Raw genomic sequence first — 20,559 nt, 5'->3', positions numbered from 1 at the left:
GTGCGCGGCGATCACCAACCACGTCCACCGATCGGCGGCCTCGGGCGAGCGCACCCGCGGGGCGGTCCAGCCCAGGGTCTGCTTGAACAGCCGGAAAGTGTGCTCCAGATCGAACCGGCGCAGGAACGCCCGCCAGATCAGGTCCACCTCCTCGGCATCGATCCCGGTGGCCGAGGACCACAACCACACCGGCTTGGGGGCCGCATCGCCGGGCAGACGCTCCACCACCAGACGAACCAGGGTGCCCTCCACGATCGGGAGCTCCCCATCGTGGTCCAGCCAGGGACCCCGGTGGGCAAGCCGGGGGTGCAGCCGCTCCCACGCCATCGCTTCGGCGGTGCCATAGCGGGCGGTATCAGTGCGGGTGGCCCGGTCGGGGGCGCCCCAGGTGGCCGGGTCGGCCAGAGTGAAAGGGTTCCCGTGGCGGCGGGGGCGGCCCGCGCAGGGGCCGGGCCGGTAGGGCGGGGCGGGCCGGGCCAGGACCCGGTCCGAGCGCAGGCGGCCGATCACCTGCACGGGCAGGTCGGCCAGGACGAACGCCAGGCGGCACACGTCGTAGCCGCTGTCGGCGACGATCCAGATGTCGGGATCGCCGGGGCGGTGGTGTCCGGCGGCGATCAGCCGGTCCACGACCTCGCGCAGTTGGGCGGCGGTGACGGCGATCGCGTCGTCGGCCGGCCCCAGGCGGATGGCGTCCAGAACCACCGTCCAGGACGTGCGGCCGCTCTCCAGGGCGGCCACCACGGAGTAGGGCCAGCCGGGGATGAGCCGGTGGGTGTTCCTGGCGCGGCCGTGGAGGTGGCAGAACAGCCGGTCGGGGCTGGTGGGCGCGTCCGGGCGCAGCCAGGGGGAGACGTCCACCGCGAGCACGATCCTCCCGTCGGCGGCCCGCGGCAGGGGCAGGGACGCCAGGGTGCGGCGCAGCCGGTCGGTGTGGATGCGGCCGTGGGTGAGGGCGTCGTACATGGCGCCGTGGCCGCGTCGGTGCTCGGGTGTCAGGGTCAGCTCGGCGGGGGAGGTGACGGGGCCGTCGGCGCACAGGATCGCGTCGCACAGCTCGAACAGGGCATCGGCGCGGCGGGGCAGGCAGGTGTGCAGGTCGGCGCGGAACCGGGACAAGGCGGACAACGGCTCGACGTGGGCGGGATCGTGCAGCAGACTCATGTTCGTGGCCTCGGGGTGGTGTCATCGGCGTGTCGACAGCGCACATGATCTCCCCGGGGCCGCTTCGTTGTCTGCTGAACGCCGAAATCCCCGCCCGGCTCAGCGAGCCGGCCGAGGGCACAGGTTAAATCTCAAGCTTAGGGCTAGTTCGCAATCCTCCTTTTCAGCAGCCGACCTTGGACCCTGGATCCGCGGGGACCGCACCGGTAGCGTCGTGCCATGAGAGCCGCGGTGCACGATCGGTACGGTCCCCCGGAAGTGGTGCGGATCGAGGACGTCCCCCGCCCCGAGACCGGTGACGGCGATCTGCTGGTCCGCGTGCACGCCACCACGGTGAACCGGACGGACTGCGCCTACCGGGCCGCCTATCCCTTCTTCGTCCGCAGCTTCACCGGCCTGGCGCGTCCGCGCCGGCGGGTGCTGGGGACCGAGTACGCCGGGGTGGTCGAGGAGGTCGGGGCGTCGGTCACCGGCTTCTCCCCCGGCGACCGGGTCTTCGGGTACAACGAGGGGGCCTTCGGCGCCCACGCCGAGTACCTGGCGGTCCCCGCGTCGGGGATGGTCGCGCAGATCCCGGAGGGGGTGCCGTTCGCGACGGCGGCCTGTGCGACCGAGGGCGCCCACTACGCGCTGTCGGCGGCCCGGTGGCTCCGGGTCGTGGCGGGCGACCGGGTGTTCGTGCACGGGGCGACGGGGGCGATCGGGTCGGCGGCGGTGCAGTTGTTGAAGGCGCTGGGGGCCGAGGTCACCGCGACGGCGCCGACCGCGCACGTGGACACCGTCCGCGGCCTGGGCGCCGACCGGGTCGTCGATTTCGAGGCCGGGGACTTCACGGCGGGCGGGCAGACCTACGACGTCGTCCTCGACGCGGTCGGCAAGAGCACGTACGGGGAGTGCAGGCGGCTGCTCACGCCCACGGGCCGGTTCGCGTCCTCGGACGTGGGCCCGTACTGGCAGAACACGGCGCTGGCACTGACGACCCCGTGGTTGCCGGGACGGACGGTGCGCTTCCCGGTCCCCTCCCAGGACCAGGAGATGGTCCGCTGGTTCGCCGACCTGCTGGCCACCGGGGGGTTCCGGCCGCTGGTGGACCGGCACTACCCGCTGGAGCGGATCGTGGAGGCGTACGAGTTCGTGGAGACGGGGCGGAAGGTCGGGAACGTGGTGATCGACGTCGTGGAGCCCGGAACGGGGTGACCGGCGGGGGCCGGGCGGTCGGCGCGGGGCTGTTCGGGCCGCACGTCGCCGCTCGGGGCCCTCGGGCCGCCCGGGACCGCACCGCACCGACCGCACGGGATCACCCGTGGCCGCCCGGGGGTGCGGACCCCGAGCGGCCCGGGCTCAGGAGCGGCCGCTGTACGCGGCGGAGTTGGCGTAGGTGGTGCCGCCCTTGACCACCGAGGCGACCACCGTGACCGCGACGTTCTCCGCGATGTTGTTCGACTTGCTCGCGGTGTAGGGGGCGTTGTGCCCGGAGGTCGTCGCCGTGGCGATGAGGCTGCCGTTGCGGTAGACGCGCCCGGTGATGCCGTAACCGTCGGCGCGGGCGTCCTGCGCGTACACGGTGTCGCCCTTCAGGTTCTGCCAGGGGTCGGAGTTCCAGAAGACCTGCCCGGCGTAGTGGCCGTCGATGTAAACGGCGATATAGCGATCGCCGGTGGGCCCCATTCCTTCGGTGTCGAACCTGATGTGCGGCGCGGCGGCCGCCTGCGGTCCGGCCACGGCGAGGCCGTCCGCTTGGGCGGGGGTACTGGCGATGGCGACCAGGGAGGCCGTGAGCGCCACGGCGATGGAGAACGCCCATGAACGGCGAAGACGCGATCTCATGTTTTCCTTTTCTTGGCGAATGCCCGAAGGCGGCTCACCGTAACAAAGCCACCTACATGCACCCAAATCCCCACTCCGGGGATCCGGGGAGCCCGAATGCAGCCGACACAGACCATTCCGGTCAGACCCGGGCCGCGGCATGGGACAAAGAAATCCCTGCACAGAACCCCTGACCGGACCGTGTTCCGGACGCATTCGGAAGCGAGCCCCCGGACAATCACGCTGTGCGACCTTCGCGTCGCGATTCCCGGATGGACGCGGCATCGCCGCATTTCAGGGACGCATTCCAAGGCCGACGGGATACGTGACGCGGCCCTCCCGATTTCTTCACAGGAAACACATGATCCCCCCCGGGGCGGCGGTCCCGGACTTTGACAGCAATGTTGTCAATGCATACTTTGGGCGGCATGGGCGGACCCCGCTGGACCACGGACGACATCCCCGACCAGGCCGGGCGGACGGCCGTCGTCACGGGCGGCAACACCGGCCTCGGGCTGCGGACCGCCGCGGCGCTGGCGGAGAAGGGCGCCCGGGTCGTGCTCGCCGTGCGCGACCCGGCCAAGGGCACGAGGGCCGCCGAGCGGATCACCGCGCGGGCCCCGGGGGCGAACGTGCGGGTGCAGCGGCTCGACCTGGGGTCGCTGGCCTCGGTCCGCGCCGCGGCGGGCGAACTGCGCGACGCCCACGAGCGCATCGACCTGCTGGTCAACAACGCCGGTGTGATGTGGACGCCGGAGTCCAGGACCGCGGACGGGTTCGAGCTCCAGTTCGGCACGAACCATCTGGGGCACTTCGCCCTCACCGGGCTGCTGCTCGACCGCCTGGCGGCGGTGCCGGGGCGCGGGTGGTGACCGTCAGCAGTACGGCCCACCGGATGGGGGCCGCGATCGACTTCGCGGATCTGGACCACGAACGCCGGTACAGCAGGAGCGGGGCCTACGGGCGGTCCAAGCTGGCGAACCTGCTGTTCGCGTACGAGCTCCAGCGCCGCCTGTCGGCGGGCGGGCACGACACCGCCTCCCTGGCCGCGCACCCGGGCGGGAGCACGACGGGGCTGAGCCGGGACTTCCACCCGGCGGTGCGGCTGCTGTTCGACGGCGTCTTCGTGCCGCTGCTGGGGCAGACGCCCGAAGACGGCGCCCTGCCGACCCTGCGCGCCGCGACCGACCCCGGGGCGGTGGGCGGCACGTTCTACGGCCCCGGCGGGATCACCGGGATGCGGGGCGCGCCGAAGGTCGTGCGCTCCGGCGCGAGGTCGTACGACCGGGAGGCGCAGCGCCGGCTGTGGGAGGTCTCGGAGGAGCTGACCGGCGTCACCTACCCCGTGTGATCTCCCGCCCGCGCGGGGATGGGGCAGAGGTGAGAGCCGGGTCGAACGGCCGGCCTCCGGGCCGAGGGCCCGGAAGACCGGAAGATGTGTCCCCGCAGGTGAGAGGCCGAGTCGGCCACGGGTGCCATGTCACGTGGCGGGGAGTTCCCCTTCTCGTCCCGGCCCCCGCGTGTGCGGGGACGCGGCGAGGGTGCGGGCCGCGTCGCGCAGGCTCGGCCGCCGGGTGGCGCCGTCCAGGCGGCGGGCGGCCTCGGTGAGCATCCGCTCGACGCGCACCGAGGACACCTCGCCCAGGCGCGGCAGCACCTCGTGCACCAGCACCGTTTCGGCCTCGCTCCAGGCCCGGGCCCGGGCCAGCGCCCACAGCAGGCTCGCCCGGGCCACGAACGCGGCGCGGGCGTACCCCGGCCGGTCGGTGGCGGCGGCGAACCGCTCGACGGCCCCGGCCCGGTCCCCGGTGTCGGTGTGGATCATGGCGTGGTGCCAGGCGATCTCGGCCTCGTTCAGCCACCAGGCCCAGGCCGGGTCGCCCTCGCGCGGCCCGTCCAGGTGGCGGCTGTGCGTCAGGCGGATCAGGTCCAGGGCGCGTCTGCGTTCGCCGAGCTGCGCGGCGGCCCGCGCCGCCCGCAGGGTGAAGAGGGTGCGCACGCTGCCGCGGGTCTGCGCCAGCAGGGTGTCGCAGAGGTGCGCGGCCTCGGTCGGCCGGTGGACGTGGACGTCCTGCATGGCGAGCTGGGCGAGCACGAAGTGCTCCATCGAGCGGTCCCCGGCGGCGCGCGCCAGCCGCAGCGCCTCCAGGCTCATCCGCCGGGACAGGTGCTGGTGCTCGGCGTCGAAGGCGATCCACCCGGCGACCTGGTGGGCCTCGGCGGCGGCCGCGCACAGGTCCCGGTCGTCCTCGCCCGCGTGGCGTGCCGCCCGGCGGGCGGTGCGGGCCGCCGCGGCGGCGTCGGCGACCAGGTGCCGGGCGCCGATGCGGGTGTCCAGGGCGATGAGGCGGGCGGTGGCGGCACGTGTTCGCGCGACCGGGTCCGGGCCGTCGTCCCGTTCCTGGGGGAAGGGGCGGAGGGAACGGTGTTCTCCGCCGCGGCGCGGGGTCGAGGAGGGGGCCATGGCGCCATTCTCGCCGGGCGCCCGGGATCGGGTTCCGGGGGTCGGACACCGGACATCGGGCGCCGGGTGGGTGCCGGGGTTCGGGTGCTGTGCGCAGAGCGCCCGGCACCCGGGGACGAACGCCGGGTGCAGGGCGCCAGGGATCGCACACCAGACGCCGGGTGCGGGTGCCGAGGCGGCCCCCGGGACGCCATCCCGGGGCCGGGCCCGGGGTACCGGGCGCCGCCCCGGTCCCGGGGCGGCGGTCAGGCGGCGGGGATGGCCGTCCGGGTGAGCCGCTCGGACTCCCGCCAGACCCGCTCGGCCTCCTCGGTGCCGCGCAGGGGCGGGTAGAGCTTCTGCTCCGCGGGCGGGCCGCCCAGGTCGCCGGGGCCGCTAGGTCCGTAGAGCGCCCCGGGCTCGGCGGCCGGGTCGGTCGCGGCCATGAGGGCCGGGAGCTTCGCGGTCTCCACCGTGCCCAGGAGGATGCCGCGGGCGGACAGGAACCGGATCATCCGCACGCCCACCGTGTCCCGGTCGCGGCCGACCTCGGGGCGGGCGGCGAGCAGGCTGGTCGGCGCCACCCCGGGGTGGGACAGGTTGCTGGTGATGCCCCATCCGTGGGCCCGGCTGCGCCGCTCCAGTTCGAGGCCGAAGAGCCCGAACGCGATCTTCGACTGGCGGTAGGCGCGCATGCCGTCGTAGGAACGTTCCCAGTTCAGGTCGTCCCAGTTGATGGCGCCGCGCTTGGCGGCGATGCTGACCTGCGAGGTGACGCGGGCGCGGCCCTCGCGCAGCAGCGGGAGGAGGTGGCCCACGAGCGCGAAGTGGCCGAGGTGGTTGGTGCCGAACTGGAGCTCGAAGCCGTCCGCCGTGGTCTGCCGGTCGGGCGGGGTCATCACCCCCGCGTTGTTGATGAGCAGGTGGATCGGGCGGCCTTCGGCGCGGAGCGTGTCCCCGAGGGCCGCGACCGAGTCGAGCGAGGAGAGGTCGAGGATGCGCAGGGAGACCTGCGCGTTCGGGTGGTTCCGGCGGATCCTCGCGACGGCGTCCGCGCCCTTGCGGGGGTTGCGGACGGGCAGGAGGACCTCGGCACCGGCCGCGGCCAGGCGTTCGGCCATGCCCAGGCCCATGCCGTCGCTCGCGCCGGTGACCAGGGCGAGCTTTCCGGTGAGGTCGGGGACGGTGATGTCGATGCTGTCGCGGGACATGGTGCGGCTCCTCGTGTCGTCTGGGATCCACGATCGGCGAAGCCCCGGAACGCATCCAGGGACTCCCGATCCGAGGCTGTTCCGGACTTTTCCGGACAGGAAGGGGGGATCGGCGGTCCGTGGCTACCACCGCGCGGGGAAGGTAGACACGGAGCAGGACCTGGAGGCGGGAGCCGGGAAGAGGGCGGGGCGTGATGGATCGCAGCGGACTGGCGGAGTTCCTCCGGCACCGGCGGGAGGCGCTGCAACCCGAGGACGTCGGCATGCCGCGCGGGCGGCGGCGCCGGACCAGGGGGCTGCGGCGCGAGGAGGTCGCGGTGCTGTGCCACATGTCGACCGACTACTACTCGCGGCTCGAACAGGAGCGCGGGCCGCAGCCGTCGCACCAGATGCTCGCGTCGATCGCGCAGGGGCTGCACCTGTCGCTCGACGAGCGGGACCACCTGTTCCGCCTCGCGGGGCAGAACCCGCCGGTGCGCGGGGCGGACGGTGAGCACGTCGGGCCGGGGCTGCTGCGGATCCTGGACCGGCTGGACGACACCCCGGCGGAGATCATCACCGAGCTCGGGGAGACGCTGCGGCAGAGCCCGATGGGGGTGGCGCTGACCGGGGACACGACCCTGTTCACGGGGCCCGAGCGCAGCATCGGCTACCGGTGGTTCACCGACCCGGCCGCGCGGTCGCTGTACGCACCGGAGCAGCACGCGTTCCTCACACGGATGTACGCGTCGGGGCTGCGGCAGGTCGTCACCCTGCGGGGGCCGGGATCGCGGGCCGCGCACCTCGCCGACCTGCTGCTGGAGCGGAGCGAGGAGTTCCGGCGGGTGTGGGAGGAGCACGAGGTGGGGGTGCGGCCGAACGAGGTCAAGCACTTCGTGCACCCGGAGGTCGGTGCGCTGGAGCTGAACTGCCAGCGGCTGGTCGACCCGGACCAGGCGCAGTCGCTGCTCGTCTACACGGCCGTTCCGGGGAGTGAGAGCCACGAGAAGCTGCAACTGTTGTCGGTGATCGGGGCCCAGTCCCTGCGCTGAGGACGGGCGGGCGGCGCAAAAGCCGCATCCGGTCGGATTGCCGCTACTCTTGCGTCGCCACGAACGGTCGGGGCGTGTTCGAGAAAGCTGAGCGATATGAGCGGTCTTGGAAAGTGGAGCCTCGGTCTCGGTGCCGGGCTCCTGGTCGTGGCGGTGCTCTGCTCGGTGCTGGACCTGATCCCGGTCTCGGTGATCACCGGCATCCTGGGGCTGATCGGGGTCGGCATGGCGGGCTACGACGCGCTCTACAACTGGCTCCAACGAATCGACCTGCGCCGCCGGGGAGCCGCCGCCCAGGCGCGGAGAAACGGGGAAGGCCGTTGAACGCCGTGGCGGACCGGGTGATGCGACGCCGGGTGGGTCGACCGCTTTCGGCCCTCGCGATGACAGCGCTGGTGATGGTGTCCGCCGCGGCGTGCTCGTCCGGCGAGGCCGCGTGCGAGGAGGCGTACACCGAGGCGACGATGTCGGTCGCGGGTGTGGTCTCGGCGGAGTTCGAGTGCAGCAATAACTTCGGCGGCGGCTGGCAGCGCGCCGACGTGGTGATCGAGGCGGCCTCCGAGGAGGAGGCCGTCACGGTGATGGACGGGGTGTTGCAGGCCTTGGCGGGATCGCCGGGCCTTGAGGACGCCTGGGCGACCCCGCAGGGGTACGCGACCGAGGACGGGTCGATCACCGTCGGCCCGAACGCCTTGGGGTTCAACGGCCCGCCGAACATCGGCGAGGTGCGTGAGCACTACGGCATCACGCCGGAGTGACGCCGACCGGCAACAGCGATCCATTTCCGCCGTTCACGGCACCGATGGTGGGGACATAAAAGACAAATCGTCGAACCATTGCAACGGTCGACCCCGCCGAGCACCCGAGCCCAATCCTGAGAATGTTTCACCTAAGCAATTCACAGAATGGACCCGTGCCCACAAACGCACCATTACCATGTGACTGGTGACGCCCAAGCGCAAGAAGCAACGAAACCACTCCGCGCCTCGTACAGGTCCACAGCCGACCGATGCCCATGAGGTCGTGCTGTACCGAGCCCAGGACGGAACGTTTCCCGCCGATATTTACCTGGACTCCGTACCGGCGACCATCCGAGCCCGCATCCGCAACGTGGCGATTCAGGTCGCCGAAGCCCCACCGTCCAGGTTCGTGGGCGGTGGGATGTGGGAGGCCATGCACGGCTCCATGACAGGGTGGTTCGAGATCCGGGTGGATGGCACGCCGCGCCGCACGCATTATCGGATGTTCTGTCTGCTCGACTACAAGGCCGAAGGCCAGGAGAAACCCTTGCTCGTCCTTGTCGATGGGCGCACAAAGCAACCCCGGACGATACTCTCGGAAGCCGAGTACGATTCCGTGCGCGCCCTTGGCGAGGATTACTTCAGCAAACAGCCTCGACCGATCGGATAACGCACGCGGGGAACCACGCAACAGATGCCTTTAAGGGGCAACCGGTCGCTTGCTCGCGATTCCCTGGATCATCGGCTCGGTGATGTCCTGCAACTCCTCGGGGGTCATCGGCTGCAACACGACCTTCAGGCCGAGCGCGGCGGCGACCTCGGCGAGCGTTCCGAGCGTCGGGTTCACGCTGGAGGCCGACAGCAGACGGCGCACCACCGCAGCGTCGGAGCCGATGGCGCGAGCCAGCGCGGCCTTGCTCATGCCGGCCGCGACCCGCTCGTCGTCAATGGTGTTGATGATCGAGTCGATGGTGCGGACACGGACCGACTCGGCGGCGAACTCACGCGCGTACTCCGGGTCGTCCAGGTCGCGTTCATGACCGTCCCAGAAGGCACTACGCATGATGAGCCCCCACTCGCCTTCCCACGCCGGACCGCAACAAATTGAGCGTAACATAAATGATACGGTCCGGCGAGGTTCGCGAGCACCACGGCATCACGTCGGAGTGACGCCGACCGGCGGCGATGGGGCCTCCAGGACGAAGAAGAGGAAGCCCAGCCGGGTCGACAAGGCGTGGAAGTCGTCGGGGAACAGCTCACGGGCGGCCGGGTCGGGCTGCGGTTCGCTGATGGTGGCGAGGCGGAAACCGGCGGCGCTGAAGGCGTCGGTCATCGCGTGCAGCGGTCGGCGCCAGAACGTCAGCCGGACGGAACGCCCGCCGAACGTGAACTCGTCGGTGTAGCTGGTGGTCGCGGAGTAGTCGGGGCGGGGGTTCTGGATCACGTAGTCCACGAACGGGTGCTGGACCGAGACGATCAGTCGACCGCCGGGCCTGAGCACGCGCCGCATCTCGGCCAGGGGCGGACCCCAGTCCCGGAGGTAGTGGAGGACCAGCGACGCGACCACGTCGTCGAACGTGTCGTCGGCGAACGGCAGGGGGTCGTGCAGGTCCACCACGCGCAGGTCGGCGCCGTCGCCGAGCCGCCGCCGGGCCAGCGCCAGCATCCCGGCGCTGGCGTCGATGCCGGTGACGTCGGCGCCCCGGTCGCGGAGCGCGGAGGCCAGGGGTCCCGCGCCGCAACCGGCGTCGAGGATTCGGCGGCCGCTCACGTCCCCGGCGAGGGCCAGCATCGCGGGGCGTTCGTAGTAGGCGTTCTGGAGGTTGTTCTCGTTCTCCGCCGCATACGCCTCGGCGAAGCCGTCGTAGTCGTTCGCCGAGGCGACGGCCGGGGCCGGGGCTGCGGATCGGTCGAGGGGCTGGGACGTGTCGGTGGCTCGTTCCATCGCCGGAGCCTAGCGCGCATCTGAGCCGCTGGGGCCCTGGCCCCGGTTCGAGCGGGCCAGGGTAGTTGAGCCGCCCATCCCCGCATGCGCGGGGCTCAGTACATCCCCTATGTCGGCTACATCAGCACCGGACCATCCCCGCGTGCGCGGGGCTCGGGACTGCGAGGTCTCCCCGGCCCACCGCACCCACGGTCCATCCCCGCGTGCGCGGGGCTCGGACTTAATGACCTGCATAAACGCAGGGCGTTATCTCCGCGTTATGTGACCTCTCGGTGGGACAGGGCCTGCGCCAACAGTGGCATATGGGCGGGAGAGGGCTCAAGAGCATGGCCGGGCTGGTGGTGGGGGCGCATGTGAGGGCGGGGCGATGAGTTTTGGGGGTGGTGGGGGTCGGAACGGGTGGAACTGGAAGGCGTATGGGAGGGAGCGCTCATGGGTGCGGGTGGGGTTGTTGTGAGTCTGCCGATCGCGGATCGGGGGCGGGCGATGGCGTTCTATCGGGAGGTGTTCGGGTTCGCGGCGGTGGGCGAGCCTGCCGAGGACGGGGTGCCGGAGCCGCTGCAATTCGAGATCGGGGAGGGGACGCGGCTGATGCTCGTGCCTGCGGGAGGGTTCGGGTGGGTGCTGGGTGAGGGGCGGGCGGTGGCGGCGCCAGGGTCGCATGAGGTGCTGCTGGGGTTTGCGGTCGACGAGCCCGGGGCGGTTGACGAGGTGATCGAGCGGGCGCGGCGGGCTGGGGGTGAGGTCGTCACGGAGCCCGGGCAGCGGCCGTGGGGTTATGCCGGTGTCTGCGCGGACCTGGACGGGCATTTGTGGCAGGTGATCGTCGCCGTGGCCGAGGAGGAATGAGGGTTCGGGGTGGAGACCGCCCCTCGCGGCCTCCACCCCGGGTTCGGGTTACGGGCGGGGCCGGGGTACGGCGTGTGGCGTCGCGTGTTGGCGGAGGCGGTCTTCGAGTTGGTCCGGGGTGGGTTCGACGTGAGTGCGCCATGGGGCGGCGGGGTCGCGGTGGACCGCGACCCAGAGCGCGCCGGTCCAGGCGATGCGGTGGGTGGTGCCCCAGGCCTCGCGCAGGTGGGCGAGCGCGGTTTCCGGGGGCTGCCAGGTCCAGCCGGTGGGGTCCTCGTGGTCGCCCGGGTGGTCGGCGTCGAGCACGCAGGTGCGGCGGGAGCCGTTGCGGTTGAGTGCGGCCTGCCCGCACAGCGGCGGGATCACCCCGCATCCCCGGTGCGGGGGTGGGGCAGGCAGGTGTAGGTGACCGGATGGGCCTCCACGGCGGCGTCCAACAGTGCGAGGGCCTCGACGGGGTCGCCGGTGGTGCGGACGTGCTCGACCGCCGCGCAGACGGCGGCGATGCGGTGCCCGAGAAGGGTGGCTCGGGTGATTTCGTCGTCCGGGGTGGCGGCGGGCGGCAGGGCCAGGATGTCGCCGATGGCCTCGAACAGGTCCGCGATGCTGATATCTCCGACGAGCATGCTCACCTCACCCCCTTCGTCAGGTAGGTGCGGATCGCCAGGGCGAGGGGTGCCAGGTCCCCGGCCGGGTGGGAGACGTAGGCACGAACCCGGGAAGCGCAGCGCCGGATCCGGGGCCACCGCCGGGGCTGTCGGGCCGGGGCGGGAGCGGAAGATGACGCGGTTATAGCGAACGATCGTTCGCTATCGGTGGCGGCCGGAGCGGCGACCGGGACACTGGCCGAGACCACCGCCGGGGCGGAAACAGCGGACGGCGCGGATTTAGCGAACGGGCATTCAATATCGGTGGTGGTCGCGTCCGAGGTCCGGGCGCTGGCCGGGGCCGCCGCCGGAGTGGGGGCAGCGGGTGATGCGGTGATAGCGAACGGTCGTTCGGTATCGGTGGTGGCTGTGATCCGGGCCAGAGCATCGGCCGAGGCCACTGCCGGGGCGGGGTGGGTGTAGCCCGCCAGGGTCAGGTGGACCGGGGCCTCGGGGCGGTGATGGCGGCCCCGCCCCGGGAGCAGGTGGAGGGGTTCGCCGCCGATGAGGGGACGGGTCCAGCCCGCGAGGTCGGGGCGGAGGGGGATGACCCGGCCGGGGGCGAGGCCGCCGACCTTGGCCGGTCGGGGCGAGGGCGAGGGGTCGTGTCGGAGCGGGGTCCGGCGGGCCGGGGTCGGTCGGGTGAACTGCGGGGAGAACTCCGGGGACAGGAGGTCGCCGCCGTGTCCGCCCCCGTGGTTGAGCCCGAATGCTGCGCTTGTTGCGATTTGGCGAACGGTCGTCAGTTCGGCCGGCCGCAGGTGCCGCACCCCCGTCCGCCCCCTCACCACCGTGGACGTGTTCGGTTCCGCCCCCGGAGGGGCGTGCTTTCCGGCGATACACTGCATTCCGTCTCTCCTCGATGGGTCTAGTCGATCTGAGTGGGGACACGCGCCCTGGAGCCGCTGCCTTCGGTCCAGGGCGCTTCACTTTTTTGCATCCAGTCGTCTGCCGACGACCTCGTGCGCATGCATGGCTCGGCAGGTCCGTGACCGCCTGTCACCATCTGACCTCCACCTTGCAAGCAGTTTTCTGTTTGGTCCACGAAAATCGCCCTAGTCGGTTACTTTCATATAGAAGGCGATTGCCCTCGATAATCGCTCGATATTGGCGGTGGCCGTGGAAGACTTGAGTCCTGCCCGCAAACGCTTCGGCCTGATGTTGCGCAAGTACCGCCTCCAAGCAGGTATGACGCAACAGGAGCTGGCGAAGGGAGCACAGGTAGCTCAGAGCACACTGAGTGATCTGGAGCAAGGGAAGAAAGGGACAAGACGCGACCATGTAGCACGTATCGACAAGGCGCTTATCGCTCACGATGCCCTTGTCAATGCCTGGGACCTGGCGTTCTCCCCATCCGGTATGACCTCGTACTTTCGCGAGGTGGCAGAGGCGGAACAGGTCGCAGTGTCCATCCGGCAGTACGCGCTCGGGCTGATCCCCGGCTTGGTCCAGGCAGAAGCGTATGCTCGCGAGGTCAGCAAGCTTGCGCTGCCGCAGGAGAAGCCGGAGGTCATCGAGGAGATCGTGACCACACGTGTACGACGCCAAGAGATCTTGAACCGGGAACACCCTCCAGTGATCACCGTGCTCTTGGATGAGATCGTCCTCTTGCGCAGGTTCAAGCAATCAGAGGTCATGAAGTCGCAGGTAGAGCACTTGCTCGACCTATCTCATCGGGACAGGGTCACCATCCAGGTCGTTCCCATGGACACCGAAGGGCATCCTGGCCTGGGGGGAGACTTCAAGCTGATTGCTGTACCCGGCAGCAGCGATATCGTCTATGTCGAGGGACACAACGCGGGTATGTCCCTCAAGGAACCCGAGATCGTGAACGGCTATGACCGGATCTTCGCGGAGCTGCGCAGCGCTGCTCTCCCCGTTCCCGCGTCGCGATCTCGGCTGGAACAGATTCGAGGCAGCATCCGATGATGAGCGAAAGCTGGCAGAAGTCCAGCTACAGCAATGGCCACGGCGGCGACTGCATTGAGACACGACGTGATGAGGCCCAGATCCTGGTCCGCGACACCCAGAACCGTGAACTGGGCCACCTCGGGTTCACCGCTGAGGAGTGGGCCGGGCTTCTCGGAGCTCTCACGGCGAAGTAGCCGCAGCCCTAGCAAGTGGCCCCGCCAAGAGAGATTTGGCGGGGCCACTCTCATCTTCTGGCACAAGATGTCCTTGGCAAGGATGCATGACCGCATCTGGCCATGGGCAGAGTGAGCACACGCGTTCACTGGGGGTAGTCAATCGGGAGGTGCACACAGACCAGGAGGGCTCGCATGCTGGCGGAGCAAGTACTCAACTTCCGGAAGAGCAGCTACAGCGCAGGCTCAGAGAACTGCGTGGAGGTGGCAGAGATGCTGTTCCGGAAGAGCAGTTACAGCGCTGGAACGGACAACTGTGTGGAGGTGGCAGAGGTGCCGTTCCACAAGAGCAGTTACAGCAACGGAGGCGGCGGGCAGTGCGTGGAGGTAGCCGAGGGGAGCACCGGCGCCGCCGTGCGGGACTCCAAGCACCCTGACCTCGGGCACCTCTCCTTCCCATCCGGGGAGTGGACCACGCTCCTCCACACCCTCGGGACGGCATAGCGCCTGGTGTGCGTGCCGGGAGCGAGCGCTACAGTGGCCGCTCAACGACAGCGACCAGCAGGAGTCCCCCATGCGGATATGGCTGATCTTCGGATTCTTCACCGCGATCCTCACGGCGGCGACGGTCATCCTCCTCATCGCGGCCCGGACCGACCCCGTCGCCGGGTGGATCGCGCTCGGCATGTTCTGCGGCGCCCTCCTCTTCGGCAGCATCACCTGGCTGATCGCACGCAGCGAGATGGCCAACCGCCGCTTCGACCGCTCTGGCCCCATCGCCCCCGGCGCGAACCTCCCCCTGGGCACCCGCTGGAACTTCGAGCAGTACGCCCAGGCCCTCGCCACCGAGGTCTCCGCCCAGGGCGGCCTCGTCTACACCGACCCCAAGCGCGAGACCATCCGCGTCATGTTCGACCCCGCCGCCTCGATCCGCCTGGTCACGCGCTTCGAGCACAGCACCGACACCTCCCCCGGCGGAGTGCGCCGCAGCTGGCAGGGACTCTTCCTCCGGGTCAAGGCCACCCCCGGCAACCGCCCTCGTGTGAACGTCATCGACGCCACGGTCGGCGCCCGCTTCGACGACTCCAATCGCCTCGTCCCCGTCTGGAACCCCGGCTGGGGTTCCGACCGGACCACCGCACGGGCCATCGCCCAGGCGAACGCGGGCCGCAGCTCCACGGGCATCAGCCTGAGCACCCGGCAGTTCGAGCCCCTGGCACTGGCCCTGGCCGCCGAAGCGGGCTGGATCGACCGCTCCGAGGTTCCCGCCCAGCCGTCGCCGGAACCGTCGCCCTCCCCCACCCCGCCGCCGCCGATGTCGGCGCAGGACGTGCAGGCCAAGCTCGCCGCCGACTCCCGCATGGCCTTCCGGATCTTCTACTTCATCGGCGGCGGCGTCCTCGCCGCCTGTGTCATCGCCACCATCATCGGCCTCGCCTCCGGCATGCCCTGGTGGGTCTCGTTCATCATCATCGGCAGCGGCCTGTTCTTCTGCCTCGTCTTCACCCTCCCCGTCATGTTCCTCCAGCGGGCCGACGCGAGAACCGGGCGGCGCCACCCGCGCCCTCCCCTGTCCTGAGTCCTGGGCTTCTCCGTGTCGGGATGTCACACGCTCCGGAGCACCGGTGTCCTGTGATCGACCCACCGAAAAACGGAGGAGAGATCATGACCGCCCGCACCAAGGTCGTCGTCATCGGCGGCGGTTACTCCGGCGTCCTCGCCGCCAACCGCCTCACCCAGCGCACCGACCTCACCATCACCCTGGTCAACCCGCGCGCCACGTTCGTCGACCGCATCCGCCTGCACCAGTTCGCCGCCGACACCCACGAGGCCGTCGCCGACTACGCCGACGTCCTTTCTTCGAACGTGAACCTAGTGGTCGACACGGCCACGCGGATCGACGCCGAGACCCGCACCGTCGAACTGGCCGGTGGCGACACCCTCGCCTTCGACCACCTCATCTACGCCGTCGGCAGCTCCAGCGCCGCACCCACCGTCCCCGGCGCCGCCGAGTTCGCGCACCCCCTCGCCAGCCTGGAGGAGGCCCGCGCCCTGAAGGCGGCCCTGGACGCCGTTTCACCGACCGCTCCCGTGACGGTCGTCGGCGGCGGCCCCACCGGTATCGAGGCCGCCTCCGAACTGGCCGAGGCCACCGGGCACCCCGTCACCCTGGTCTGCGGCGGCGTCCTCGGTCCTTACCTGCACCCGCGCGGCCGCCGTTCGGTGGCCAGGACCCTGGGCACCCTGGGCGTCACCGTCGTCGACGGCCCCGGAACCCGGGTGACCGCCGTGACCGCATCAACAGTCCGCCTCGCCGACGGCCGGGAGCTGCCCAGCGCGGTCACCGTCTGGGCCGCCGGCTTCTCGGTCCCGCCGCTAGCCCGCGACAGCGGTCTGAGCACCGACGCCGAGGGCCGCCTGCTCACCGACGAGACCTTCACCAGCCTCGATACCCCGCACATCGTCGCCACCGGCGACGCCGCCGCCCCGTCGGGTCTCCCCGTCCGGATGAGCTGCCAGGCCGCCGTCCAGTCCGGCCCGCAGGCCGCCGACACCGTGCTGGCCCGCATCGCCGAACGCGACCCCGCCCCGCTGAACATCCTGTTCGCCGCCCAGTGCATCAGCCTCGGCCGCCGCACCGGCATCTTCCAGATCGCCCACCGCAACGACGTCGCCCGCGGCGTCCACATCTCCGGCGTCGCCGGGGGAAGGATCAAGGAGTACATCTGCCGGGGCATCGTCGAGCAGCTGGCCAAGGAGGCCGAACGCCCCGGCGCGCGCCGTACCCTGCGGATCACCGACGGCGGCCACCGGGAGCGGCTGCTCCGGCGGCGTTCCGACGCCATCGCACCGCTGAAGGGCTAGGACCATGCACGACACCGACGGTGGACGGCAGGCCGATCCGGCGACGGAGGCCTTCGTCTCCCACCGCAACCTGCTGTTCACCGTCGCCTACGAGATGCTCGGCTCCGCCGCAGACGCCGAGGACGTCCTCCAGGAGACCTGGCTGCGCTGGGCCGAGGTCGACCACGCCCGGGTGCGCGAACCGCGCGCCTACCTGGTCCGGATCACCACCCGCCAGTCCCTGAACCGCCTGCGCACCCTCAAGCGCCGCCGCGAGTCCTACGTCGGCAACTGGCTGCCCGAACCGCTCCTCACCGCACCGGACGTGGCCGAGGACGTCGAGCTCGCCGAGAGCGTGTCCATGGCGCTCATGCTGGTCCTGGAAACGCTCTCCCCCACCGAACGCGCCGTGTTCGTGCTGCGGGAGGCCTTCGGGTTCGGCTACGACGAGATCGCCGCCGCCGTCGACAAGACTCCTGCGGCGGTCCGCCAGATCGCCCACCGGGCCCGGCGCCACGTGGACGCCCGCCGCCCGCGCGAGACGGTCTCGCCCGACCAGGGCCGGGCGGTGCTGGACTCGTTCCGCCGCGCCTTCGAGACCGGGGACCTACAGAGCCTGCTGGACGTGCTCGCCCCCGACGTCGTCCTCATGGGCGACGGCGGCGGCATCAAGCAGGCGGTGCCGAACCCGATCATGGGCGCCGAGCGGGTGGTCCGGCTGTTCGTGGGCGGCCTGCGCAAGACGGGGGTCGCGATCTCCTCCGCGTTCACCGTGGTCAACGGCCACCCCGCGCTCGCCATCAGCGTGAACGGGGAGTTCGACGGGATCATGGCGGCCCGGGTGGAGGACGGCCTCATCACCGGCCTCTACTACGTCCGCAACCCGGAGAAGCTGACCCGCCTGGACGCCGAGACCGCGCTCACCCTGCGCTGAGCGCCGCCCCGGCCCTCGCACCCGGCCCCGGCCCGGCCCGGACCACCGGGGTCCGGCCCGGTTCCGGGCATGAGAACACCCCGGGGTCATCCCCATAACCCCGGGGTGCACGTTCCCATCGGCTCACGACGGTCCGGTGCGCGGGCGCGCGGGGTTCGCGGTTCCGCGCGCCCACCGGTCCGGTCGCAGAGGTCTCCCCAGACCTCAGCCTTCGGGCAGGGCCAGCGGCGCGAGTTCGTCGAACTCGTCGCCCGGCCCCGGGTTCGTCGGGTCGGTGGCACCACCCAGGTGGTGCATCACCCCCCACACTGCGTTGAGCGCCGTCTGCACCGCGCCCTCGGCCCAGCCGGCCGTCCAGGACACGTCGTCGCCCGCCAGGAACAGGCCGCGGTACTCCTCCGGCAGCGAGTCCTGCGCGAAGTGCGTGAACAGGCGCCGCTGGTACCGGTAGTGCCCCGGCAGGTTGGCCTTGAAGGCGCCCATGAAGTAGGGCTCGTCCTCCCACGACACCGTGACCGGGTCGCCGGTGATGTGCGAGCGGATGTCCACGCCCGGGTACACCTTGGCGAGCGAGGCCAGCATGACCTCAAGGCGCTCGTTCGGGGACAGCGGCAGCCACTTCAGCGAGTCGTCGCACCAGGTGTACGACATGCAGATGGCGGCGGGCCCGTCCGGGTCCGGCCCCTCCAGCAGGTAGGTGCCGCGGGTCATCCGGTCGGTGAGCGTCATGCTCATGACGTCGCGCCCGGTCTTCGGGTCCTTGTCCTTCCAGAACGCCCGGTCCACCGGCACGAACAGCTTGGAGGACTCCATGTAGTGGGTGCGCTCGATGGCGGTCCAGTGGTCGATCGGCAGCAGCGACTCGTCGCAGTCGATCTTGGACAGCATCATCCAGCTCTGTGCGGTGAACACCGCCGCGGCGTAGGTGCGGGTGGAGCCCGACGCATCCGTCACGGTGATGTTGCCCGCCGACGAACCCTTCGCCGCGGTGCGGCGAAGGGCCGTGACGGCCGGGCGCGGACCGTCCGCGTGCAGCTTCGCCAGAGTCGTGCCCTGCGCCCAGTGGACGAGCTTGTCCGGGGCGTCCTCCCAGAGCCGCTGGGGAAGCTGCTGAACACCGCCGACGATGCCCATGTGGTCGTCGTCCGCGCCCGTGTACGTGACCCGGAGAATCTCCAGGATGGAGTTCGGGAAGTCGGTGTCCCAGCCACCGGTCCCGAAACCCACTTGTCCGAAGATCTCACGGTGACGGAAGGAAGCGAAAGCCGGAGAATCACACAAAAATCCGTAGAAGGTTTGATTGTCGAGCTTCTCGACGAGCTCGTTCCAGATCTCCTTCTGGGTCGCGACGTCGCGTTCGCGGATGGCGTGCTGCATCCGGGTGTGCTGCGCCCCGTCCTCCAGGGTCCGCTCCCAGGCCCGCGCGACCTCGCGGTACACCTCGGGCAGGTCGTCCAGGGTGGTCGCGTAGTGCGACTCGCCCTTGAGGTCCACCACGGTGCTGGGGGTGGTCGGGGCGAGCGGGTTGGGGAACGGCTCGGTGCGCAGCCCGACCCGGTCCACGTAGTGCCAGAACGCCGTGGAGGAGGGCGGGAAGCGCATGGCCCCCATCTCGGCGATGACCTCTTCCTCGTCGACGCCGGGGAAGCGCTCGGTGCGCAGCCGCCCGCCGATCCGGTCGGCCTCGTACACGACCGGCTTGAGCCCCATCTTCATGAGCTCGTAGGCGGTGACGATGCCCGACAGGCCGCCGCCGATGACCGCGACCTCGGTCCCGAGCCGCTCCGCCGGGATCTGCCCGATCCCGGCGGGGTGCGCCAGGTACCGGTCGTAGGCGAACGGGAAGTCCGGTCCGCACATGTTCAGCGGCGGGTCCTGCACCGGTGCGGTGCCGGCGGCCGTGGGCACGGCAGACGTCATGAATCCCCTCCAGGGTCGGTGTGGCTGTGGTGCGGTGTGGCGGTGGTGGCGGTGTGGCCGTTGGTCTTTGTGAGGCGGGGGCGGGCCCGCGGGTCAGTCGCGGCTCAGGGAGCCGTACAGCCCCGGCCTGCGATCGTGCAGGTAGGACTGTCCCTCGCGGGCGCGGGCGATGGCGCCGAGGTCGACGTCGCCGACGAGCAGTTCCTCGTCCGCTCCGGCGCGCAGGGTCTCGGTGCCGTCGGGCGCGATGAGGGCGCTGCGGCCCGCGTAGCGCAGGTCGCCCTCGGTGTCGCAGCGGTTCACGTACGCCAGGTGGATCTGGTTCTCCAGCGCCCGCACCGGGACGATCCGGTCGGGCACGTCGGTGTACGGCAGCATGAGGGCGGTCGGTACCACGAGCAGTTCGGTCCCGGCCAGCGCGTGGGCGCGCACGGGCTCGGGGAACTCGACGTCGTAGCAGACCAGCAGCCCCAGGCGCGCCCCGGCCAGGTCGGCCTGGACCACCGGGGTGTCCCCGGGGGTGAAGGCCGTGCGGTCGAGGTCGCCGAACAGGTGGGTCTTGCGGTAGGCGGCCAGGCGTTCGCCGTCCGGACCGGTGAGCAGGACGGTGTTGTACACCGCGCCCCCGTCCCGTTCCGGGAAGCCGTGGACGATCGCCACGCCGGTGTCGGCGGCGATGCGCGCGACCTGCGCGGCCAGCCGCCCGTCGGCGGGCTCGGCCAGGCGGGCGACGTCCGCGCCGATGTTGTAGCCGGTCAGCGACATCTCCGGGCCGACGAGCAGGTCGGCGCCCGCGTCGGCGGCGGCGCGCGCCCGGTCGGAGAGGCGGGCCAGGGCGTCGACGGGGTCGCCGCTGCGGCCGGTGCCCTGGTCCAGGGCCACGCGCAGGGTCCGCCGTGCCATCCGCTCCTCCTCCCGTCGGATCCCGGTGCCGGTGCCGG

General features: G+C 71.1%; 24 protein-coding genes. 14 read left to right on the top strand and 10 right to left on the bottom strand.

Translation table 11 applies throughout. The annotated features are described in order from the left end of the window. On the bottom strand, window positions 1–1,164 hold a 1,164-nt coding region (locus ACJOT3_RS18320; RefSeq protein ID WP_406974058.1), incomplete at its 3' end, for an NF041680 family putative transposase. A gap of 219 nt (window positions 1,165–1,383) precedes the next feature. Here ACJOT3_RS18320 and ACJOT3_RS18315 point away from each other — a divergent pair. After that, window positions 1,384–2,361 (top strand): NAD(P)-dependent alcohol dehydrogenase, encoded by a 978-nt coding sequence (locus tag ACJOT3_RS18315; RefSeq protein ID WP_406974057.1) that lies wholly within the window; start codon window positions 1,384–1,386, stop codon window positions 2,359–2,361. A gap of 144 nt (window positions 2,362–2,505) precedes the next feature. Here ACJOT3_RS18315 and ACJOT3_RS18310 read toward each other — a convergent pair whose 3' ends face one another. Continuing rightward, complete coding sequence (locus ACJOT3_RS18310) at window positions 2,506–2,991, bottom strand: hypothetical protein (RefSeq protein ID WP_406974056.1); 486 nt, start codon at window positions 2,989–2,991, stop codon at window positions 2,506–2,508. A 407-nt stretch (window positions 2,992–3,398) separates the two neighbouring features. Here ACJOT3_RS18310 and ACJOT3_RS18305 point away from each other — a divergent pair, with 407 nt between their 5' ends. Then, entirely contained in the window at window positions 3,399–3,842 is a 444-nt protein-coding gene (locus tag ACJOT3_RS18305; RefSeq protein ID WP_406974055.1) for an SDR family NAD(P)-dependent oxidoreductase, read from the top strand. Beyond that, complete coding sequence (locus ACJOT3_RS18300; RefSeq protein WP_406974054.1) at window positions 3,839–4,321, top strand: SDR family NAD(P)-dependent oxidoreductase; 483 nt, start codon at window positions 3,839–3,841, stop codon at window positions 4,319–4,321. Before ACJOT3_RS18305 ends, ACJOT3_RS18300 begins: the two co-directional genes overlap by 4 nt. A 129-nt stretch (window positions 4,322–4,450) precedes the next feature. Here the strand turns inward: ACJOT3_RS18300 and ACJOT3_RS18295 are convergent, their stop codons facing one another. Further along, entirely contained in the window at window positions 4,451–5,434 is a 984-nt protein-coding gene (locus ACJOT3_RS18295) for an NsdA family TPR-like regulatory protein (RefSeq protein WP_406974053.1), read from the bottom strand. A gap of 245 nt (window positions 5,435–5,679) precedes the next feature. Further along, window positions 5,680–6,624 (bottom strand): SDR family oxidoreductase, encoded by a 945-nt coding sequence (locus ACJOT3_RS18290; RefSeq protein ID WP_406974052.1) that lies wholly within the window; start codon window positions 6,622–6,624, stop codon window positions 5,680–5,682. A 191-nt stretch (window positions 6,625–6,815) separates the two neighbouring features. On the opposite strand from ACJOT3_RS18290, the gene ACJOT3_RS18285 reads away from it, so the two are divergent. The 4 genes from ACJOT3_RS18285 (at window position 6,816) to ACJOT3_RS18270 (ending at window position 9,065) form a co-directional block, all read left to right on the top strand. After that, window positions 6,816–7,655, top strand: a complete 840-nt coding sequence (locus ACJOT3_RS18285) for a helix-turn-helix transcriptional regulator (protein WP_406974051.1) — start codon at window positions 6,816–6,818, stop codon at window positions 7,653–7,655. A gap of 96 nt (window positions 7,656–7,751) precedes the next feature. After that, a complete protein-coding gene (locus tag ACJOT3_RS18280; protein ID WP_406974050.1) occupies window positions 7,752–7,979 on the top strand; it encodes a hypothetical protein in 228 nt (75 codons plus the stop codon). 59 nt (window positions 7,980–8,038) lie between these two features. Continuing rightward, window positions 8,039–8,413 carry a hypothetical protein gene (locus ACJOT3_RS18275; protein WP_406974049.1) on the top strand — a complete coding sequence of 125 codons (375 nt, stop codon included), beginning with the start codon at window positions 8,039–8,041 and terminating at the stop codon, window positions 8,411–8,413. A gap of 187 nt (window positions 8,414–8,600) precedes the next feature. After that, window positions 8,601–9,065 carry a hypothetical protein gene (locus ACJOT3_RS18270; RefSeq protein WP_406974048.1) on the top strand — a complete coding sequence of 155 codons (465 nt, stop codon included), beginning with the start codon at window positions 8,601–8,603 and terminating at the stop codon, window positions 9,063–9,065. Between the two features lie 30 nt (window positions 9,066–9,095). Here the strand turns inward: ACJOT3_RS18270 and ACJOT3_RS18265 are convergent, their stop codons facing one another. Next, the gene (locus ACJOT3_RS18265; protein WP_406974047.1) at window positions 9,096–9,458 is read right to left on the bottom strand and encodes a helix-turn-helix domain-containing protein; all 363 of its coding nucleotides are present in this window, start codon (window positions 9,456–9,458) and stop codon (window positions 9,096–9,098) included. 93 nt (window positions 9,459–9,551) lie between these two features. Beyond that, entirely contained in the window at window positions 9,552–10,340 is a 789-nt protein-coding gene (locus ACJOT3_RS18260) for a class I SAM-dependent methyltransferase (protein WP_406974046.1), read from the bottom strand. Between the two features lie 453 nt (window positions 10,341–10,793). On the opposite strand from ACJOT3_RS18260, the gene ACJOT3_RS18255 reads away from it, so the two are divergent. After that, the gene (locus ACJOT3_RS18255) at window positions 10,794–11,189 is read left to right on the top strand and encodes a VOC family protein (protein WP_406974045.1); all 396 of its coding nucleotides are present in this window, start codon (window positions 10,794–10,796) and stop codon (window positions 11,187–11,189) included. 48 nt (window positions 11,190–11,237) lie between these two features. On the opposite strand, the gene ACJOT3_RS18250 is transcribed toward ACJOT3_RS18255, so the two are convergent. Next, the gene (locus tag ACJOT3_RS18250; RefSeq protein ID WP_406974044.1) at window positions 11,238–11,555 is read right to left on the bottom strand and encodes a hypothetical protein; all 318 of its coding nucleotides are present in this window, start codon (window positions 11,553–11,555) and stop codon (window positions 11,238–11,240) included. Next, window positions 11,552–11,821 carry a hypothetical protein gene (locus ACJOT3_RS18245; protein WP_406974043.1) on the bottom strand — a complete coding sequence of 90 codons (270 nt, stop codon included), beginning with the start codon at window positions 11,819–11,821 and terminating at the stop codon, window positions 11,552–11,554. Before ACJOT3_RS18245 ends, ACJOT3_RS18250 begins: the two co-directional genes overlap by 4 nt. A gap of 1,134 nt (window positions 11,822–12,955) precedes the next feature. Here ACJOT3_RS18245 and ACJOT3_RS18240 point away from each other — a divergent pair. The 6 genes from ACJOT3_RS18240 to ACJOT3_RS18215 all read left to right on the top strand — a co-directional run bounded on the left by ACJOT3_RS18240 (window position 12,956) and on the right by ACJOT3_RS18215 (window position 17,698). Then, window positions 12,956–13,765 (top strand): helix-turn-helix domain-containing protein, encoded by an 810-nt coding sequence (locus tag ACJOT3_RS18240; RefSeq protein ID WP_406974042.1) that lies wholly within the window; start codon window positions 12,956–12,958, stop codon window positions 13,763–13,765. Then, the gene (locus tag ACJOT3_RS18235) at window positions 13,762–13,941 is read left to right on the top strand and encodes a DUF397 domain-containing protein (protein WP_406974041.1); all 180 of its coding nucleotides are present in this window, start codon (window positions 13,762–13,764) and stop codon (window positions 13,939–13,941) included. The genes ACJOT3_RS18240 and ACJOT3_RS18235 overlap by 4 nt, the downstream gene beginning before the upstream one ends. A 174-nt stretch (window positions 13,942–14,115) precedes the next feature. Next, complete coding sequence (locus ACJOT3_RS18230) at window positions 14,116–14,424, top strand: DUF397 domain-containing protein (RefSeq protein WP_406974040.1); 309 nt, start codon at window positions 14,116–14,118, stop codon at window positions 14,422–14,424. A 70-nt stretch (window positions 14,425–14,494) separates the two neighbouring features. Next, window positions 14,495–15,499, top strand: coding sequence for a hypothetical protein (locus ACJOT3_RS18225; protein WP_406974039.1), 1,005 nt, complete (start codon window positions 14,495–14,497; stop codon window positions 15,497–15,499). Window positions 15,500–15,585: 86 nt separating this feature from the next. Then, window positions 15,586–16,785, top strand: coding sequence for an NAD(P)/FAD-dependent oxidoreductase (locus ACJOT3_RS18220; protein WP_406974038.1), 1,200 nt, complete (start codon window positions 15,586–15,588; stop codon window positions 16,783–16,785). A gap of 4 nt (window positions 16,786–16,789) precedes the next feature. Further along, window positions 16,790–17,698 carry an RNA polymerase sigma-70 factor gene (locus ACJOT3_RS18215; RefSeq protein WP_406974037.1) on the top strand — a complete coding sequence of 303 codons (909 nt, stop codon included), beginning with the start codon at window positions 16,790–16,792 and terminating at the stop codon, window positions 17,696–17,698. Window positions 17,699–17,902: 204 nt separating this feature from the next. On the opposite strand, the gene ACJOT3_RS18210 is transcribed toward ACJOT3_RS18215, so the two are convergent. Next, complete coding sequence (locus ACJOT3_RS18210; protein WP_406974036.1) at window positions 17,903–19,618, bottom strand: flavin monoamine oxidase family protein; 1,716 nt, start codon at window positions 19,616–19,618, stop codon at window positions 17,903–17,905. A 93-nt stretch (window positions 19,619–19,711) separates the two neighbouring features. After that, window positions 19,712–20,521, bottom strand: a complete 810-nt coding sequence (locus ACJOT3_RS18205) for a carbon-nitrogen hydrolase family protein (RefSeq protein ID WP_406974059.1) — start codon at window positions 20,519–20,521, stop codon at window positions 19,712–19,714. Between the last annotated feature and the right edge of the window lie 38 nt (window positions 20,522–20,559).

This window comes from Nocardiopsis protaetiae (genome assembly GCF_045446735.1).
Taxonomy (GTDB): domain Bacteria; phylum Actinomycetota; class Actinomycetes; order Streptosporangiales; family Streptosporangiaceae; genus Nocardiopsis; species Nocardiopsis protaetiae.
The sequence above is the reverse complement of the archived record's forward strand: the minus strand, read 5'-3'. Positions and strand labels throughout refer to the sequence as shown.

Coding starts and splice junctions, on each gene's coding strand:
- ACJOT3_RS18315 (WP_406974057.1), top strand. CDS start 1,384: ATGAGAGCCGCGGTGCACGATCGGTACGGTCCCCCGGAAGTGGTGCGG.
- ACJOT3_RS18310 (WP_406974056.1), bottom strand. CDS start 2,991: ATGAGATCGCGTCTTCGCCGTTCATGGGCGTTCTCCATCGCCGTGGCG.
- ACJOT3_RS18305 (WP_406974055.1), top strand. CDS start 3,399: ATGGGCGGACCCCGCTGGACCACGGACGACATCCCCGACCAGGCCGGG.
- ACJOT3_RS18295 (WP_406974053.1), bottom strand. CDS start 5,434: ATGGCCCCCTCCTCGACCCCGCGCCGCGGCGGAGAACACCGTTCCCTC.
- ACJOT3_RS18290 (WP_406974052.1), bottom strand. CDS start 6,624: ATGTCCCGCGACAGCATCGACATCACCGTCCCCGACCTCACCGGAAAG.
- ACJOT3_RS18280 (WP_406974050.1), top strand. CDS start 7,752: ATGAGCGGTCTTGGAAAGTGGAGCCTCGGTCTCGGTGCCGGGCTCCTG.
- ACJOT3_RS18275 (WP_406974049.1), top strand. CDS start 8,039: ATGACAGCGCTGGTGATGGTGTCCGCCGCGGCGTGCTCGTCCGGCGAG.
- ACJOT3_RS18265 (WP_406974047.1), bottom strand. CDS start 9,458: ATGCGTAGTGCCTTCTGGGACGGTCATGAACGCGACCTGGACGACCCG.
- ACJOT3_RS18260 (WP_406974046.1), bottom strand. CDS start 10,340: ATGGAACGAGCCACCGACACGTCCCAGCCCCTCGACCGATCCGCAGCC.
- ACJOT3_RS18235 (WP_406974041.1), top strand. CDS start 13,762: ATGATGAGCGAAAGCTGGCAGAAGTCCAGCTACAGCAATGGCCACGGC.
- ACJOT3_RS18230 (WP_406974040.1), top strand. CDS start 14,116: ATGCTGGCGGAGCAAGTACTCAACTTCCGGAAGAGCAGCTACAGCGCA.
- ACJOT3_RS18225 (WP_406974039.1), top strand. CDS start 14,495: ATGCGGATATGGCTGATCTTCGGATTCTTCACCGCGATCCTCACGGCG.
- ACJOT3_RS18220 (WP_406974038.1), top strand. CDS start 15,586: ATGACCGCCCGCACCAAGGTCGTCGTCATCGGCGGCGGTTACTCCGGC.
- ACJOT3_RS18215 (WP_406974037.1), top strand. CDS start 16,790: ATGCACGACACCGACGGTGGACGGCAGGCCGATCCGGCGACGGAGGCC.
- ACJOT3_RS18210 (WP_406974036.1), bottom strand. CDS start 19,618: ATGACGTCTGCCGTGCCCACGGCCGCCGGCACCGCACCGGTGCAGGAC.
- ACJOT3_RS18205 (WP_406974059.1), bottom strand. CDS start 20,521: ATGGCACGGCGGACCCTGCGCGTGGCCCTGGACCAGGGCACCGGCCGC.